Source organism: Cellulomonas sp. NEAU-ZC6 (assembly GCF_056844425.1).
This window is the reverse complement of sequence record NZ_JBXFYH010000001.1, coordinates 757216-774059: the sequence shown is the minus strand read 5'-3', so window position 1 is coordinate 774059 and position 16844 is coordinate 757216. Positions and strand designations below refer to the sequence as shown.

Here is a 16844-nt window from a genome sequence, read left to right as displayed (position 1 = left end):
GCGCCCCCCGGGCCCACCTGCACCGCGCTGCCCGTTCCCGCGCCCGGGTCGTGTCGTCGAGTGTCCACAAATTCCCGGACATCTCGGACATCTGGCCCGGGTTCGTGGACACTCGGTGCGGGTGCGGGTGCGGGTGCGGGTCAGACCGGGGGAGCGGGGTCGTACTGGATCGCGTGCCGGACGGCCCGGGCGGCGTCGGCGGACTCCAGGCGCGCCACGAGGTGCAGCGCCATGTCGATCCCCGCGGACACGCCCGCCGACGTCACCACGTCGCCGTCGTCGACGAACCGCGCCTCGGTGTCGACCAGCACGCTGGGGTCCAGCAGCGCGAGCTCGTCGAACGCGTCGCGGTGGGTGGTCGCCGGCCGGCCCGCGAGCAGGCCGGCGGCGGCGTACACCAGCGCCCCGGTGCACACGGAGGTCATCAGCGGGGTGTCCTGCCGGAGCGCGCGGACCCAGGCCAGGTGCTCGGCGTCCCGGGTCAGCGGACGGGTGCCGCGACCGCCCGGGTGCACCAGGACGTGCAGCGGGCCGACGTCGTCGCGCCCCGCGTCCGGCACGAGCCGCAGGCCCTTGGCGCAGCGCACGCCGTTGCCGTCCGCGGAGAAGGTCACCACCTCGGGCCGCAGCGCCGACTCCTGCGCCCAGGCCGCGAGCACGTCGTACGGCCCGACGACGTCCAGCTCCTCCGCGTCGTCGAACACGACGATCCCCACGCGCAGCGGGTGCCCGGTGCTCATGTGCGTCCCCCTCGCTCCGACGTCGTCGTCGGCTCCTCGGTGCGTGCGGTCGGCTCAGTACCCCGGCAGGGCCAGCATCTGGTCGAGCGCGACCCGGGCCCAGTGCGCGACGTCGGCGTCGACCACGATCCGGTTCGGGACGCGCCCGTCGCGCAGCGACTCCATCGCCCACACGAGGTGCGGCAGGTCGATCCGGTTCATCGTCGAGCAGAAGCAGACCGTGGAGTCGAGGTAGGAGATCTGCTTGTCCGGGTGCGCGGCGGCGAGCCGGCGGACCAGGTTGAGCTCGGTGCCGATGGCCCACGACGACCCGGCCGGGGCCGCGTCCAGCGCCTGGATGATGTACTCCGTCGACCCGACCATGTCCGCGCCCGTGACGACCTCGTGCTTGCACTCCGGGTGCACCAGCACGGTGACGTCCGGGACGGCCGCGCGGACGTCGACCAGGTTCTGCGCGGAGAACCGGCCGTGCACGGAGCAGTGGCCGCGCCAGAGGATCATCCGCGCGTCGCGGAGCTGCTGGGTGGTGAGGCCGCCGTTCGGCTTGCGCGGGTCGAACACGACGCACGCCTCGAGCGGGATGCCGAGCGCGAGCACCGCGGTGTTCCGGCCGAGGTGCTGGTCGGGCATGAACAGCACCTTGCCCGTGCCGTCGACGCCGCCGACCTGGTCGAACGCCCAGCGCAGCGCGACGTGCGCGTTGGAGGAGGTGCAGACGGTGCCGCCGTGCCGGCCGGTGAACGCCTTGATGGCGGCCGTCGAGTTCATGTAGGTGACGGGGACCGTGTCCTCGGCGATCCCCGCCTCGACCAGCACGTCCCAGGCGTCCTCGACCTGGTCGATCGCGGCCATGTCGGCCATCGAGCAGCCGGCGGCCATGTCGGGCAGCACCACCTGCTGGCGGTCGGACGTGAGGATGTCCGCCGACTCGGCCATGAAGTGCACGCCGCAGAACAGGATGAACTCGGCGTCGGGCCGGGCGGCGGCCTCGCGCGCGAGCTTGAAGGAGTCGCCCGTGACGTCGGCGAAGTCGATGACCTCGTCGCGCTGGTAGTGGTGCCCGAGCACGAACGCGCGGTCGCCCAGCGCGGCACGGGCGGCGCGCGCCCGGTCGACCAGGTCGGGGTCGGACGCGGCGGGCAGGCCGCCGACGCACTCGACGCCGCGCTCGGAGGCGAGGTCGGCGCCCTGGCCCAGCAGCAGCAGGGCGGACGGCGCGGGCTCGGCGAAGGCGGCCTCGGGGGCGAGCAGAGTCACGCGCAGGATCATCCCACAGCCTCCCGGCGCGGTGACCAGGACCGGCGGCCACCCGGCGCGGGCGCGGCGTGCGAGGATCGCGCCGTGCACGTGCTCGTCGCCCCCGGACGGTTCGACGCGCGGCCCGAGGAGGGCCCGCCCGTGCCGCGCGGAGCCGCGGGGCGGACGGTGCGCGCGGACCCCTGGCCCGTGCTCACCGCCGCCGAGGCCGTGGCCGCGATCGTCGACGGGTGGCGCGACGCGGTGCCGGGCGATGTCCTGGAGCCGCTCCCGCTGTCGGACGGCGGCCCCGGGCTGCTCGACGCGATCCGGGCCGCACGCGGGGGCGAGCTGCTGTCCGTCACCACGACCGACGCGCACGGCGAGGTCGTGCCGGGCGCGGTGCTGGTCGTCGCCGAGCCGTCGGGGGCGCGGACCGCGTACGTCGACGGCGCGCTGGCGCTCGGGGCCGCCGACCCGGCCGCGCTGCCGGTGGCCGCCGGCACGTCGGCGGGGTTCGGCGCGCTGCTCGCCGCGGCGCTGGACACGGGTGCGGGCCGGGTCGTCGTCGGGCTCGGCGGCCGGCGGACCGTCGCGCACGACGCCGGCGCCGGGCTGCTGGCCGCGCTCGGCGCGGCGCCCGCGACCGCCGCCCGGGGGCTGGACGCCGCGAGCGGGCTCACGGCGGCAGACCTCGGGGCGATCGTCGAGCTGCGGGCCGCGCTGCGCGGCCGGGACCTGGTCGCGCTGCACGCGCACGACCTGCCGCTGCTCGGGCTGGGCGGGGTCTCGGCGGACCTGGCGGAGGCGCGCCGGGCCGACGCCGCCACCGCGCAGGCGGCCGAGCGCGCGGTCGGGGCGTTCGTGCACGCCGCCGGTGCCGCGGCCGACGCCGGGGCCCGCGCGGACCTGGCGGGGCGGGACCTGCTCGGCGGCGGGCCGGGGGCGCCCGGTCCGCGGGGTGCGGCACGGGCCGCGGCGTCCCGCGCGGCGCTCGCCCCGGGCTCCGGCGCGGGGGGCGGCGCGGCGTTCGCGCTGGGGCTGCTGGGCGCCCGGCTGGTCGAGGGCGCGGCCTGGGTGGCCGACGCGGTGGACCTGGCCGGGCGTGCCGCCGCCGCCGACCTCGTGCTGACCGGGACCGGCGTGCTGGACGGCGCGTCGCTGGAGCACGGCGTGGTCGCGGCGGCCGCCCGCGCGGCGCTCCCGCTGGGGGTACCCGCGGTCGCCGTGGCCGCGCAGCTGGCGACCGGGCGCCGGGACTGGGGCGCCGCCGGGCTGGCCGCGGGGTTCGCCGTGCTGGAGCACCCGGGCGACGACGAGCGCTGGCGCCGGGACCCGGTGGCCGCGCTGCGGGCCCGGCTGCCGCGGATCGCCCGCACCTGGTCGCACTGACCGGCTGCACCGACCCGTGCACCGACCGGTGCACGGGTCGGTGCGGGGGGCGGACCGTGGGCGGGTCCCGTGCGCGTCCCGTGGTCACGGCCCGCTGCGGGCGTACATTGGGGAACAGATCACGCGGGGGCGCGGTTGTGCTCGTCGTGACCGTCCCTCGGCCCGTGCGCGAGCGTGCGCCGGTGACCGCTGCCGAGACCCGTACTGGAGACACCATGAGCGAGACCACCGAGACCGCGACGCACGGCGTCCAGCTCACCGACTTCGCGGCCGACAAGGTGCGCAGCCTGCTCGAGCAGGAGGGGCGCGACGACCTGCGCCTGCGCATCGCGGTGCAGCCCGGTGGCTGCTCGGGCCTGATCTACCAGCTGTACTTCGACGAGCGGGTGCTCGACGGCGACGCGCTGGTGGACTTCGGCGGCGTCGAGGTCGTCGTCGACCGGATGAGCGTCCCCTACCTCGAGGGCGCCACGATCGACTTCGCCGACACCATCGAGAAGCAGGGCTTCACGATCGACAACCCGAACGCCGGCAGCAGCTGCGCGTGCGGCGGCTCGTTCGCCTGACCCGCACCCCCGCCCGACGGGAGCCCCGGACCGCCACGGTCCGGGGCTCCCGTGCGTCCGGGCCGTCCGTGCGGCTCAGAGCCCGGTGAGCCCCGCGTCCCGGCGGATGCCGGCGACGACGCCCGGCAGCACGTCGCAGAACCGCTCGACGTCGGCGGTGGTGGTGCCGGCCGGGAGCGACAGCCGGACGTTGCCCTGGGTCAGCGCTCCCATCGCGGCCAGCACGTGGCTCGGCTCGTCGGTGGCCGACGTGCACGCCGACCCCGAGGCGACGGCGAACCCGGCGCGGTCCAGCGCGGTGACCACGGCCTCGCCGTCGACGTAGAGGCAGGAGAACGTCAGCACGTGCGGCAGCCGCCCCGCGGCGGGTCCGGCGACGTCCACCTCCGGGACCTCGGCGGCGACCCGCGCGCGGATCCGGTCGACCAGGGCGGCCCGGGGGTCGGCACCGGAGCGCACGCGGGCGGCGGCGGACTGCAGCGCCACGGCGGCGGCCAGGGCGGCGGGCACGGACACCCCGCCGGGGAACCACCGGTCCTCGTCGCGCGGGGCGACGGGGGAGCGCCGCACCCCGGACCGGGTCACGAGCACCGCCACCCCGGGGACCGCGCCGACGTCGCCGGGGTCCAGCGCGAGCACGTCCCAGTCCGGCCCGACGGGGACGTGGCCGAACGACGACCCCGCGTCCACCAGCAGCGGCACGCCGGCGTCCCGCGCGAGCCCGTGCACCTGGTCCAGGGGCTGCAGCGTGCCGACCTCGCCGTTGGCGTGCTGCACCGCGAGCAGGGCGACCCCGGGCCGGGCCACGGCGTCGGCGAGGGCCGCGACGTCGACCCGTCCGGTGCGGTCGGCCGGCACGGTGACGCGCGCGCCGCCGTCCGTCGTGGCCGCGACCAGGTCCGCCGCGTCGAGCACCGCCATCCGCTCCACCGCCGAGGCGACCACCGTGCCGCCCGTGCGCCGCCGACCGCGGGCGACCGTCAGCACGGCCCCGTGCAGCGCCGCCGTCAGCGACGGGGCCAGGTCGACCTCCTCCGTGCGGGCGCCGACCAGCGCCGCGACGGCCTCACGGGCGCCGTCCAGCAGCGCCCGGGCCCGGCGGCCCTCGGTGTGCAGCCGCCGCGGGTCCGACCAGCCCTCGTCCAGCGCCGCGAGGAACGCCTGCCGCGCGGCGGGGAGCACCGGTGCGCGGCCGCCGGCGTCGAGCACGACGCGCCGTCCGGGCGCGGGGGCGGCTGCGGCGGCGGGGCCGGGGGAGGTGGTCACCCCGGCACGCTAGCGTCCTCGTGCGCGCGCACCCGTGCCGGTACCAGCGGATCCGCCCGACGTCCCGCGGCGTGATTCAGATGACACTGCGTCATCTCGTGGGTCCGAAACGCGGGTCTCGGACCACCTCACCGCGACCAGCGCGCTACGCTGCTCGGGATCGAGGACATTGGTCCTAGGTGACTTCCCCGTCGGACAACGCCCGGTGGCGTCGAGGGCGACGGGGACCGAAGTGGAAGGCCCCCGGTGCGCTCGCAGACCCCCCGCCGCCCGAGGCGGACCCGACTGGCCGTCGCGGGACTCACGTCCGTCGTCGCGTTCGCGCTCGCCGGTTGCTCGCCCGACGTCCAGCGCGGCTGGCTCCCCGGTGACTCGGACAACGAGATCACCAACCAGACCGGCCGCATCACGAACCTGTGGGTCGGCTCCTGGATCGCGGCGCTCCTCGTGGGCATCCTCGTCTGGGGCCTGATCCTCTGGTGCGTCGCCGTCTACCGGAAGCGCAAGGACGACGACCAGCTCCCCGTGCAGCTCCGGTACCACGTGCCGCTCGAGATCATGTACGTGATCCTGCCGATCATCATGGTGGGCGTGCTGTTCTACTACACGGCGCGGGACATGTCGGAGATCCAGGACCGCAGCGCCGAGCCGGACCTCACGGTCCAGGTGATCGGCAAGCAGTGGAGCTGGGACTTCAACTACGTCGACGACGACGTGTACGACACCGGCCAGCACGCGCAGGAGGTCGGCGCGACCGGCGTGCTCGCCGACCAGCCGACGCTGTACCTGCCCGTGGGCGAGCGGGTCGAGTTCGTGCTCGACTCCCGCGACGTCATCCACTCGTTCTGGGTGCCGGCCTTCCTGTACAAGCAGGACATGCTGCCGGGCCGCACCAACACGTTCCAGGTCGTCCCGCAGGTCGAGGGCGAGTACGTGGGCAAGTGCGCCGAGCTCTGCGGCGAGGAGCACTCGTCGATGCTGTTCAACGTGAAGGTCGTGTCGCGCGACGAGTACGACGCGCACGTCGAGGAGCTGCGGGACGCCGGCCAGGACGGTCAGCTGGGTCTCGAGTACAACCGCCTGCAGGACGTCCGCGTGACCGGTGACGGTTCCGAGGACGCCGAGGGCGAAGAGGGAGCGAACTGATGGCCGCCACCGTCGAGGTCGTGCCGGGGCTCGCGCCCCGCCGCCAGACCCTGGGCCGCACGATCGTCAAGTGGGTCACGTCGACCGACCACAAGACGATCGGCTACATGTACCTGATCGCCGCGTTCGTCTGGTTCGCCGTCGGCGGCCTGATGGCCCTGCTGATCCGCGCCGAGCTGTTCGAGCCCGGCATCCAGATCGTGCAGAGCAAGGAGCAGTACAACCAGCTCTTCACGATGCACGGCACGATCATGCTGCTGCTGTTCGCGACGCCGCTGTTCTCCGCGTTCGCCAACATCATCATGCCGCTGCAGATCGGCGCCCCCGACGTCGCGTTCCCGCGGCTCAACGCCTTCTCGTTCTGGCTGTACCTGTTCGGCGGCCTGATCGCCGCGGCCGGGTTCCTCACCCCGCAGGGCGCGGCGTCGTTCGGCTGGTTCGCCTACGCACCGCTGTCGAACTCCGTCTACTCACCGGGGGCCGGTGGTGACCTCTGGGTCTTCGGCCTCGCGCTGACCGGTTTCGGCACGATTTTGGGTGCGGTCAACTTCATCACCACGATCGTCACCATGCGCGCCCCCGGCATGACGATGTTCCGGATGCCGATCTTCACCTGGAACACGCTCATCACGAGCCTGCTGGTGCTGATGGCCTTCCCGCCGCTGGCCGCCGCGCTGTTCGCGCTGGGCGCCGACCGCCGGCTCGGTGCGCAGGTGTTCAACCCGGAGAACGGCGGCGCCATCCTCTGGCAGCACCTGTTCTGGTTCTTCGGCCACCCCGAGGTCTACATCATCGCCCTGCCGTTCTTCGGCATCGCGACCGAGATCCTTCCGGTGTTCAGCCGCAAGCCCGTGTTCGGCTACAAGGGCCTGGTGTACGCGACCATCGCGATCGCCGCCCTGTCGGTCACCGTGTGGGCGCACCACATGTACGTCACCGGCGCCGTCCTGCTGCCGTTCTTCGCGCTGATGACGATGCTCATCGCCGTCCCGACGGGCGTGAAGTTCTTCAACTGGATCGGCACGATGTGGCGCGGCAAGCTCACGTTCGAGACGCCGATGCTGTGGACGATCGGCTTCCTCACCACCTTCCTGTTCGGTGGCCTGACGGGCATCATCCTGTCCAGCCCGGCCCTCGACTTCCACGTCTCGGACACGTACTTCGTCGTCGCGCACTTCCACTACGTGGTGTTCGGCACCGTCGTGTTCATGATGTTCGGCGGCATGTACTACTGGTGGCCGAAGTTCACCGGGCGCATGCTCAACGAGCGCCTCGGCAAGATCCACTTCTGGCTGCTGTTCGTGGGCTTCCACATGACGTTCCTCATCCAGCACTGGCTGGGTGCGATCGGCATGCCCCGCCGGTACGCCGACTACTCGCCGGAGGACGGGTTCACCTGGATGAACCAGCTCTCCACCGTCGGCTCGATGATCCTCGCGATCTCGACGCTGCCGTTCCTCTGGAACGTCTACGTCACCTGGCGCAAGGCGCCCAAGGTCACGGTCGACGACCCGTGGGGCTACGGCCAGTCGCTCGAGTGGGCCACCTCCTGCCCGCCGCCGCGGCACAACTTCACGTCGCTGCCGCGCATCCGCTCGGAGCGCCCGGCGTTCGACCTGCACCACCCCGAGGTCGCCGCCATGGACCACGTCGAGCCCGACCCCGGGTTCTTCGACTGGGAGTCCGAGCGCACCGGCGAGCAGGGCGTGGCCCGCGACCGCATGGAGCACGGCGGCGGCGAGCCCGAGCAGTCGAGCGCCACCATCGTGGACGACCGCCCGAGCGACACCGACGAGGAGGGCCGCAAGTGAGCAGCCTCAACGAGCCCGGCGCCCGCCCGTCGGTGCACGGCGACGCGAGCACCCGCCCGCGGCACGCCATGAAGGTCGAGCCGTACCTGTTCCTCGGCGGCGTGCTGTTCTTCATCCCGATCGGGCTGGTCTACGCCTGGTGGAGCGGCGGCGAGGCCGTCGGCACCGTCGGCATCCCGCTGGTCGGCGGCCTGGTCGGCATGATCGGCGGCTACCTCGCGCTGCTCGCCCGCCGGATCGACGCGCGTCCGGAGGACGACCCGGAGGCGCTCATCGCCGAGGGCGCCGGCGACCAGGGCGTGTTCAGCCCGTGGAGCTGGTGGCCCATCACGATCGCCTTCGCCGGGGCCCTCGCGTTCCTCGGCATGGCCATCGGCTGGTGGCTGCTGTACATCGGCGTGGCGCTCGGGATCATCGGTCTGGTCGGCTGGATCTTCGAGTTCTCCCGCGGCCAGCACGCGCACTGACGCCGGACGCCGCACGGGCCGGTCACCTCCGCAGGGAGGTGACCGGCCCGTCGTCGTCGCAGGCGGCCGCGGTTCCGGCTCAGACCGGACGGCGCACCCGGTAGCGCAGGTGCAGCACGCGCTCCGCGGGGACCACGTCCTCGGCGTCCTCCAGCAGGTGCTGCCCGTCGACCGCCCCGAAGTAGCGCCTGCCGGAGCCGAGCACCACGGGGACGACGTCCATCCGCACCTCGTCCACGAGGCCCGCGGCGAGCGCCTGGCCGCCGACGTCGCCGGCCGCGACCTCGACGACGCGGTCGCCCGCCAGCTCCTGCGCCCGGGCCACGGCCGCCTCGACCCCGTCGACGAAGTGGAACGGCGCCCCGGGGTCCCAGCCCTCCGGCGGCGGGCGGTGCGTCACCACCACCACGTGGTCGACCCCGCTCGGCGGCGTCCCCTCCCAGCCGTCGGTCAGGTCGAAGACGCGGCGGCCGACGACCGTGACGCCGATCCGGTCCCAGTACGGCCGGGTGTAGTCGTAGGACGCCTGCGACACCCGCAGCGCACCGCCGTCGTCCAGGGGCACGTCGCCCCCCAGCAACCAGTCGAACAGCGGTCCCGGCTGGTCGTCCTCGTCCGCGACGAAGCCGTCCACCGACACCGCGCCGTACATCACCACGCTGCCCACCGCAGTCCCTCCCTCTGCCGGCCGGACGTCTGCCGCGCCCGCCCGTGCACCGCTGGCCGGGACCGACCCCGGCGTGCCCGACGCTACGGCCCTCGCCGCCGCGTGACCAGGTCCGGTCTGCGCCCCGGGACGGGCGGGGACCGGGCGCGGACCGGGGGAGGGGAGCGACGCGCGCGGCGGAGGCGCCGTGCCGGGCCCCATGCGGGCACGGCAGAGGCCGGTCGCTCCCGTAGGGGTGCGACCGGCCTCCGCGGCGTTCAGGCGGTGCTCAGACGGCGCTCAGAGCGACGGGACGATCAGCCCGGCGGTCTGGGTGCGGGCGCGGGTGAAGCGCTCGCCGGCGTCGGCCCAGTTCACGATGTTCCACCACGCCTTGACGTAGTCCGCCTTGACGTTGACGTAGTCGAGGTAGAAGGCGTGCTCCCACATGTCCAGCACGACGATCGGCACGAGCCCCAGCGGGATGTTGCCCTGCTGGTCGTACAGCTGCACGATGACGAGCTTCTGGCCGATGGAGTCCCACGCGAGGATGGACCAGCCGGAGCCCATGATCGTCGTGGCGTTGGCGGTGAAGTGCGCCTGGAACTTGTCGAACGAGCCGAAGAACTCGTCGATCGCCGCGGCGAGCTCGCCGACCGGCTTGTCTCCGCCGTCGGGGGAGAGGTTCTCCCAGAACACCGAGTGGTTCACGTGCCCGCCGAGGTTGAACGCGAGCGTCTTCTCGAGACCGGCCACGGCGCCGAAGTCGCCGGACTCCCGGGCCGCCGCGAGCTTCTCCAGCGCCGTGTTGGCGCCGGCCACGTACGTCGCGTGGTGCTTGTCGTGGTGCAGCTCCATGATGCGACCGGAGATGTGCGGCTCCAGCGCCGCGTAGTCGTAGGGCAGGTCCGGAAGGGTGTAGTCAGCCATCAGTGCCTCTTCTGCTCGGGTCGCGGCTCTGACGCCGCGACGTGAGTCGTCGCAGTCGGTGCGCCGCGCAGGCGCACCTCCTGTAGTCGTACCACGTCCGTGCGGGCGGTGCCCGAGGACCCCGCCAGGACGTGCGGCCGGTCCGTCCCCGCCGACGACGACGCCCGAACCCCGCCGGCGCTGGTGGCCGGCTGGTGCCCGGGCGTGGTCGGTGGGGACGATCCGCGCCTACCAGGTCGAACGACCGGTCGGTGCGGATGATTCCCCAGGTCAGAGCCTGTTCAGCATCTGATCACGGGTGCTGCGTGCCCTCGGTGTCCTCCTGCTCGGGAGCGAGGTGCCGGGTGCCGCTGCCGGCGCCCGCCGTGAGCTCCTCGCGCGCACCCTCGTGCCCGTCGTGCGCCGCCGGGAGGGCGTCGTGCCCGCCGTGCGACTGCGCCGCGCGGAGCTCGGCGGGGGTGACGGGCTCGACCCGGTCCTCGTAGAACACGTGCGACAGGCGCTTGCGCATCGCGTCGATCCGGTAGCCCTTGCGGCGCACGCCGCGGGCGTCCTCGGCGGGCTCGATCTCGATCGGGCGGCGCGGGCCGTGCTGGACGCGCAGCCAGCGCTCGTGCGCGTCGAGGGGCTTGTGCACCTCGATGTACTCGCCGGAGGCGAACCGCACGATGCGGCCGGTCTCGTGGCCGTGCAGGACCAGCTCGCGGTCCTTGCGCTGCAGCGAGAGGCAGATGCGCTTGGTGATCCAGAACGCGATGACCGGGCCGACGAAGAACAGCACCCGGAACGCCCACGTGATGTCGTTGATCGACAGGTGGAAGTGCGTGGCCAGCAGGTCGTTGGACCCGGCCAGGATCAGCACCATGAACGCGGTGAGGATCGAGACGCCGGCCGCGGTGCGGAACGGCGCGTTGCGCGGGCGGTCCAGCACGTGGTGCTCGGACTTGTCGCCGGTCGCGAACGCCTCGATGAACGGCCAGAGCGCGAGCGTCGTGAACAGGATGCCGGGGATGATCACGCCCGGGACCAGGATGTTCAGCGAGATCGTGTACTCGCCGATCACGAACTCGGCGCCGCCCGGCATCAGGCGCAGGCCGCCCTCGAGGAACAGCATGTACCAGTCCGGCTGGGCGCCGGCGCCGACGATCGACGGGTCGAACGGCCCGTAGTTCCACACCGGGTTGATCGTCATGGTCGCGGCCATCAGCGCGATGACGGCGAACACCACGAAGAAGAAGCCGCCGGCCTTGGCCACGTACACGGGGAACAGCGGGTAGCCGACGACGTTCTTGTCGGTCCGGCCCGAGCCCGGGTACTGGGTGTGCTTGTGCAGCACGACCATCAGCAGGTGCAGGCCGATCAGTGCGAGGATCAGCGCCGGGATCAGCAGGATGTGCAGCGTGAACAGGCGCGGGATCAGCTCGGTCCCCGGGAACTCGCCGCCGAACAGCGCGAACGAGATGTAGGAGCCGGCGATCGGGATCGCGCGGGCGACGCCGTCGGCGATGCGCAGGCCGTTGCCGGAGAGCACGTCGTCGGGGAGCGAGTAGCCGGAGAAGCCGGCCAGCAGGCCCAGGATCATCAGGGTGAAGCCGACGACCCAGTTGAGCTCGCGGGGCTTGCGGAACGCGCCGGTGAAGAACACGCGCATCATGTGCGTGACGATCGACGCCATGAAGATCAGCGCGGCCCAGTGGTGGATCTGCCGCATGAGCAGACCGCCACGGACCTCGAACGACAGCCGCAGCGTGGAGGCGAACGCCTCGGACATCTGCACGCCGTCCATCGCGGCCCAGGGGCCGTGGTAGTGCACCTCGGTCATCGAGGGCACGAAGAACATGGTGAGGAAGACGCCCGAGATGAGCAGCACCACGAACGAGTACAGCGCGATCTCGCCCAGGAGGAACGACCAGTGGTCGGGGAAGATCTTGCGCGCGAACTCCTTGACCGCGGCGCCGACACCGGTCCGCTGGTCGAGGTAGTCGGCGGTCCCACCCGCCGCGCGTGCGCTCCGCGAGAGCGGTGCGCTGGGGGAGTCGACGGTGCTCACGTGAGGCGCTCCCAGAAGGACGGGCCGATAGGCTGATCGAAGCCGTGCTGCGCGACGAGGTAGCCCTCGTCGTCGACAGTGATCGGCAGCTGGGGCAGCGGGCGCTTGGCCGGGCCGAAGACCACCTTGGCGCCGTCCGCGGCGTCGAAGGTCGACTGGTGGCACGGGCACAGGATGTGGTGCGTCTGCTGCTCGTACAGGGCGACCGGGCACCCGACGTGGGTGCAGATCTTGGAGAACGCGACGATGCCGTCGTAGCTCCAGCCCTCGCCCTGCTCGGACTTGATGTCGCGCGGGTCCATGCGGACCATCAGCACGACGGACTTGGCCTTCTCGTTCAGCGGGTGGTCCGTCTCCTCGAGGCCCTCGGGGATGACGTGGAAGGCCGAGCCGATCGTGACGTCGGCGGCCTTGATCGGGCGCGCCGTCGGGTCCAGGACCAGACGGGTGCCGCGCTTCCAGAGCGTGCGCTTGGAGCGCGAGACGTCCCAGTCGCCGCCGATGTTGCCGATGAGCGGCACGGCGATGGCGAGCGGGAAGAGCGCGAGCGAGGTGACCATGGCGCCCTTGAGCACGCCGCGGCGGCCGATGGCCGAGTCCTTGGCGCCGGCGCGCAGGGCCTCGACGGCCCCGGTGCGGGTCTCGTCGGAGCTGCGGATCGCGTGGCGGTCCTCGGACTGCTCGCGGTCGTTCATGAGCGCCTTGGCCCAGTGCACGGCGGCGAAGCCGATGCCCGCCAGGCTGAGGAACAGCGTCAGGCCGAGCGCGAGGTTGGACGCGCGCATGCTCTGCACGGTCTCGCCCGGGGGGACCAGGGCGTAGGCGACGATCGCGCCGATGGTGCCCAGGATCGACAGGGCGAACAGGACGACGACCTGGCGCTCGGCGCGCTTGTTGGCCTTCGGGTCCGTGTCGCCGAGCCGCTCGTGGTGCTCGTGCATGCCCGGGTCCTCGAACCGCTCGGGCAGCGCGTCGCCGTCCCGGGTGGTGAGGTCGGTCGAGGGGTCGTGGTGCGCGTTCACGAGGACTTGGCTCCGATCCAGACCGAGGCGGCGATCAGCAGGCCGATACCGACGACCCAGGCCCACAGGCCCTCGCTGACGGGGCCGACCGAGCCGAGGGTCAGGCCACCGGGCGAGCCCTCCCGCTGCGTGTCGAGGTAGGCGATGATGTCGCGCTTCTCGTCCGGGGTGATGTTGGCGTCGTTGAAGACCGGCATGGACTGCGGGCCGGTCAGCATCGCCTCGTACAGGTGCGCGGGGGTGGTGTCGTCCAGCGCGGGCGCCCACTTGCCCTGCGACAGGGCGCCGCCGGCGCCGGTGACGCCGTGGCACATGGCGCAGTTGGTGCGGAACAGCGCGCCACCGGTGGCGACGTCGCCGAGGGCCGGGTCGACCTGCTCCTCCGTGGGGATCGACGGGCCGGCGCCGAGCGAGGCCACGTAGGCCGCGAGCTGGGCGATCTGCTCGTCGTCGAACTGCACGGGCTTGGCCTGGATCTGCGCGCCGTTCATCTGGGCGGGCATGCGGCCGGTGCCGACCTGGAAGTCGACCGCGGCGGCGCCGACGCCGATGAGGGAGGGGCCGCCGGCGCCGCCGTCGACCGCCTCACGGCCCTCGGCCGTCGGGCCGTGGCAGGTGGCGCAGTTGGCCTGGAACAGCTTCTGACCGGCGGCGATGTCGCTCTCGCTGGCCGCAGCCTGCGCCGCGTCGGCGCTGGCGGGCTGGGCGATGGCGTACACCGCTCCGGTGAGCAGCAGCGCCAGCAGGAGCAGCACCACCGGTGCGGACCGGTGGTGCCTGCGGGCGGCGAGTGCCTTCACGGATGGATCCTCGTCTCGGGCGTGCGGGGGGCGTCGGTGGTGCGGGGGTGCTGGTGGTGCTGCGTCACTTGATCAGGTAGATCGTCGCGAACAGCGCGATCCAGACCACGTCGACGAAGTGCCAGTAGTAGGACGTGACGATGGCGGTGGTGGCCTCGTGGTGCCCGAACCGCTTGGACGTGAACGAGCGCCCGAGCAGGAACAGGAAGGCGATGAGGCCGCCGACCACGTGCAGGCCGTGGAAGCCGGTCGTCAGGTAGAAGACGGAGCCGTAGGGGCTGGACGAGATGGTCAGGCCCTCGTGGACCAGCTCCGCGTACTCGAAGATCTGGCCGCCGATGAAGAAGGCACCCATGACGTAGGTCAGGGTCATCCACTCGTTCATGCCCCAGCCCTTGACGTTCAGCAGGCTGCCGGAGCGCACGGGCTGGAACCGCTCGGCGGCCCAGACGCCCATCTGGCACGTCACGGAGGAGAGCACCAGCACCGTCGTGTTGATCAGCGCGAAGGTGATGTTGAGCTTCTCGGTCTGGACGGCCCACTCCTCGGGCACCGTCGACCGGAGGGTGAAGTACATGGCGAAGAGGCCCGCGAAGAACATGAGCTCCGAGGCCAGCCACACGATCGTCCCGACCGACACGGGGTTCGGTCGGTTGACGCTCACATGGGGAGCGGAGGCGGGGGCAGCCGTTGCGGTCGTCACGCACGTCAGTATGGCCGATAACGCGCCGACATGGGTCACAAGTCCCAGGGCGTCGCCGAGGTTTCTGTCACATCGTCACCTCGTTCCGCGTGTTCGCGCGGGTCCGCGCGACCACCCGCCGGGTCCCGGGACCGGGCCGGTGGTGGCGTGCCAAGATGCAGGCACCGGACGCGCGCGCCGCGTCCCCGCACGAGCGAAGGACCACCATGGCTGCTGACCGCGCCCACGACGAGACCGCCGCCGCGGCCGAGCCGGGCCCGCGCATCCTGCTCTACAGCGACGACGCCGACACGCGCGCGCAGGTGCGCCTCGGCGTCGGGCGCCGGCTGGGCCGCGGTGCGCCGGACCTGCGGTGGAGCGAGGTCGCCACCCCGCACGCCGCGCTGGAGCAGGCCGGGACCGGCCAGTACGACCTGTTCGTGTTCGACGGGGAGGCCGCCAAGGTCGGCGGCATGGCCCTGGCGCGCCAGGTCAAGGACGAGGTGTTCCGCTGCCCGCCGGTGCTCGTCCTGACCGGGCGCCCGCAGGACGCGTGGCTCGCCGCCTGGGCCGACGCCGACGCCGTCGTGTCCCAGCCGCTCGACCCGGTCGAGCTGCACGCCGCCGTCGCCGGCCTGCTGTCGCGGACCCCCGCCGCATGACCGAGCCCGTCACCTGGTCCGACCTGCTCACGACGCTCGTCGACGGGCAGGACCTCGGGGAGGCCCAGACCGCGTGGGCGATGGACCAGATCATGGCCGGTGAGGCCTCGCCGGCGCGGGTCGCCGGCTTCCTCGTCGCGCTCCGGTCCAAGGGCGAGACGGTCACGGAGCTGACCGCGCTGGCCGACACGATGCTGGCGCACGCCCTGCGGTTCGAGGTGCCCGGGCGCGCCGTCGACATCGTCGGCACCGGCGGCGACCGCGCGCACACCGTCAACATCTCGACGATGGCGTCCGTCGTCGTCGCCGGCACCGGGGTGCGGGTGGTCAAGCACGGCAACCGCGCCGCGTCGTCGTCCTCCGGCTCGGCGGACGTGCTGGAGGCGCTCGGCATCCGGCTGGACCAGACGCCCGAGCGCGTCGCGCAGCTGGCGGGCGAGGTCGGCATCACGTTCTGCTTCGCCCTGACCTTCCACCCGGCGATGCGGCACGTCGCCGTCGCCCGGCGCGAGCTGGGCATCCGGACGGTGTTCAACTTCCTCGGGCCGCTGACCAACCCGGCGCAGCCCGCGGCCGCGGCGATCGGCGTGGCGGACGCGCGCATGGCCGGCCTGGTCGCCGGCGTGCTCGGGCGGCGGGGGACCGACGCCCTGGTGTTCCGCGGCGACGACGGGCTCGACGAGCTCGCGCCGACGGGCACGTCGCACGTGTGGCACGTCGAGGGCGGCGCGGTGACCGAGCACGTGCTGGACCCGGTCGCCGACCTGGGGCTGGCGCGGCTGACGGTCGCGGACCTGCGCGGCGCCGACGCGGCGTTCAACGCCGGCGTGGCGCGGGCCGTGCTGGCGGGCGAGGCGGTGCCGTCCCGCGAGACGGTGCTGCTCAACGCCGCCGCGGCCCTGGTGGCGGACGGCAGCCTGCCGGGGACGGGCGCGTCCGGGGGCGACCTGGTCCCGCGCCTGCGCGCCGGCCTGGAGCACGCGGCCCGCGCCGTCGACTCCGGCGCGGCCGCCGACGTCCTCACCCGCTGGGCGGCCGCCTCCGCCTGACCCGGACCGTGAGGTCGAGGGTTCCCGGCGAGGTCGAGGGTCTCCGTGCCGTTCGTGGCGACGAACCCTCGACCTCGTGCGGTCCCGGGCCGGTCAGTCCTCGATGCCGAGGGCGAACGCCTGGTCGAGGTCGTGCTGGGAGTAGGTCCGGAACGCGATGAACGTCTGGGTGCGCACGACGCCCGGCACCTTGCTGACCCGGTCCGCGATGATGTCCGCGAGCTCCTCGTGCTGCCGCACGCGGACCATGGCGATCAGGTCGACGCCGCCGGTGACGGAGTAGACCTCGCTCACGCCCGGGATCTCGGCGATGGCGGCGGCGGCCTCGGGGATGCGGGCGGCGTCGGTGTCGATGTGCACGATGGCGGTCAGCATGACG

At 73.2% G+C, this 16844-nt stretch carries 17 protein-coding genes; 7 read left to right on the top strand and 10 right to left on the bottom strand.

The window, feature by feature from the left end:
- Nucleotides 1-140: 140 nt before the first annotated feature.
- Both AC1050_RS03630 and nadA read right to left on the bottom strand, forming a co-directional pair.
- Nucleotides 141-740: a DJ-1/PfpI family protein gene (locus AC1050_RS03630; protein WP_482386010.1), complete on the bottom strand. Its 600-nt coding sequence runs from the start codon at nucleotides 738-740 to the stop codon at nucleotides 141-143.
- A gap of 54 nt (nucleotides 741-794) precedes the next feature.
- A complete protein-coding gene (gene nadA / locus AC1050_RS03625; RefSeq protein ID WP_482386009.1) occupies nucleotides 795-2009 on the bottom strand; it encodes a quinolinate synthase NadA in 1215 nt (404 codons plus the stop codon).
- Between the two features lie 72 nt (nucleotides 2010-2081).
- Between nadA and AC1050_RS03620 the strand changes: the two genes are divergently transcribed.
- Complete coding sequence (locus AC1050_RS03620; RefSeq protein WP_482386008.1) at nucleotides 2082-3368, top strand: glycerate kinase; 1287 nt, start codon at nucleotides 2082-2084, stop codon at nucleotides 3366-3368.
- Nucleotides 3369-3583: 215 nt separating this feature from the next.
- A complete protein-coding gene (gene erpA, locus AC1050_RS03615) occupies nucleotides 3584-3934 on the top strand; it encodes an iron-sulfur cluster insertion protein ErpA (protein WP_482386007.1) in 351 nt (116 codons plus the stop codon).
- Nucleotides 3935-4009: 75 nt separating this feature from the next.
- On the opposite strand, the gene AC1050_RS03610 is transcribed toward erpA, so the two are convergent.
- Nucleotides 4010-5200 (bottom strand): cysteine desulfurase family protein, encoded by a 1191-nt coding sequence (locus AC1050_RS03610; RefSeq protein WP_482386006.1) that lies wholly within the window; start codon nucleotides 5198-5200, stop codon nucleotides 4010-4012.
- A 246-nt stretch (nucleotides 5201-5446) separates the two neighbouring features.
- Here AC1050_RS03610 and ctaC point away from each other — a divergent pair, with 246 nt between their 5' ends.
- From ctaC to AC1050_RS03595, 3 genes are all read left to right on the top strand, one after another.
- Nucleotides 5447-6346, top strand: a complete 900-nt coding sequence (ctaC, locus tag AC1050_RS03605; RefSeq protein WP_482386005.1) for an aa3-type cytochrome oxidase subunit II — start codon at nucleotides 5447-5449, stop codon at nucleotides 6344-6346.
- The gene (ctaD, locus tag AC1050_RS03600) at nucleotides 6346-8157 is read left to right on the top strand and encodes an aa3-type cytochrome oxidase subunit I (RefSeq protein WP_482386004.1); all 1812 of its coding nucleotides are present in this window, start codon (nucleotides 6346-6348) and stop codon (nucleotides 8155-8157) included. Before ctaC ends, ctaD begins: the two co-directional genes overlap by 1 nt.
- A 68-nt stretch (nucleotides 8158-8225) precedes the next feature.
- Nucleotides 8226-8624: a cytochrome c oxidase subunit 4 gene (locus AC1050_RS03595; protein WP_482387234.1), complete on the top strand. Its 399-nt coding sequence runs from the start codon at nucleotides 8226-8228 to the stop codon at nucleotides 8622-8624.
- A 79-nt stretch (nucleotides 8625-8703) separates the two neighbouring features.
- Here AC1050_RS03595 and AC1050_RS03590 read toward each other — a convergent pair whose 3' ends face one another.
- The 6 genes from AC1050_RS03590 to ctaE all read right to left on the bottom strand — a co-directional run bounded on the left by AC1050_RS03590 (nucleotide 8704) and on the right by ctaE (nucleotide 14784).
- The gene (locus AC1050_RS03590) at nucleotides 8704-9291 is read right to left on the bottom strand and encodes a dihydrofolate reductase family protein (RefSeq protein WP_482386003.1); all 588 of its coding nucleotides are present in this window, start codon (nucleotides 9289-9291) and stop codon (nucleotides 8704-8706) included.
- A 279-nt stretch (nucleotides 9292-9570) separates the two neighbouring features.
- Nucleotides 9571-10200 (bottom strand): superoxide dismutase, encoded by a 630-nt coding sequence (locus AC1050_RS03585; protein WP_482386002.1) that lies wholly within the window; start codon nucleotides 10198-10200, stop codon nucleotides 9571-9573.
- 292 nt (nucleotides 10201-10492) lie between these two features.
- The gene (gene qcrB, locus AC1050_RS03580; RefSeq protein WP_482386001.1) at nucleotides 10493-12250 is read right to left on the bottom strand and encodes a cytochrome bc1 complex cytochrome b subunit; all 1758 of its coding nucleotides are present in this window, start codon (nucleotides 12248-12250) and stop codon (nucleotides 10493-10495) included.
- Nucleotides 12247-13272 (bottom strand): cytochrome bc1 complex Rieske iron-sulfur subunit, encoded by a 1026-nt coding sequence (qcrA, locus tag AC1050_RS03575; protein ID WP_482386000.1) that lies wholly within the window; start codon nucleotides 13270-13272, stop codon nucleotides 12247-12249. Before qcrA ends, qcrB begins: the two co-directional genes overlap by 4 nt.
- Entirely contained in the window at nucleotides 13269-14072 is an 804-nt protein-coding gene (gene qcrC, locus AC1050_RS03570; RefSeq protein ID WP_482385999.1) for a cytochrome bc1 complex diheme cytochrome c subunit, read from the bottom strand. The genes qcrA and qcrC overlap by 4 nt, the downstream gene beginning before the upstream one ends.
- A gap of 64 nt (nucleotides 14073-14136) precedes the next feature.
- The gene (gene ctaE / locus AC1050_RS03565; RefSeq protein ID WP_482387233.1) at nucleotides 14137-14784 is read right to left on the bottom strand and encodes an aa3-type cytochrome oxidase subunit III; all 648 of its coding nucleotides are present in this window, start codon (nucleotides 14782-14784) and stop codon (nucleotides 14137-14139) included.
- A gap of 197 nt (nucleotides 14785-14981) precedes the next feature.
- On the opposite strand from ctaE, the gene AC1050_RS03560 reads away from it, so the two are divergent.
- On the top strand, nucleotides 14982-15416 hold the full coding sequence (locus tag AC1050_RS03560; protein ID WP_482385998.1) for a response regulator transcription factor: 435 nt from the start codon (nucleotides 14982-14984) through the stop codon (nucleotides 15414-15416).
- A complete protein-coding gene (gene trpD / locus AC1050_RS03555; RefSeq protein ID WP_482385997.1) occupies nucleotides 15413-16465 on the top strand; it encodes an anthranilate phosphoribosyltransferase in 1053 nt (350 codons plus the stop codon). The genes AC1050_RS03560 and trpD overlap by 4 nt, the downstream gene beginning before the upstream one ends.
- Nucleotides 16466-16558: 93 nt before the next feature.
- Here the strand turns inward: trpD and AC1050_RS03550 are convergent, their stop codons facing one another.
- Entirely contained in the window at nucleotides 16559-16840 is a 282-nt protein-coding gene (locus tag AC1050_RS03550; protein ID WP_482385996.1) for an Lrp/AsnC family transcriptional regulator, read from the bottom strand.
- Nucleotides 16841-16844 lie beyond the last annotated feature (4 nt).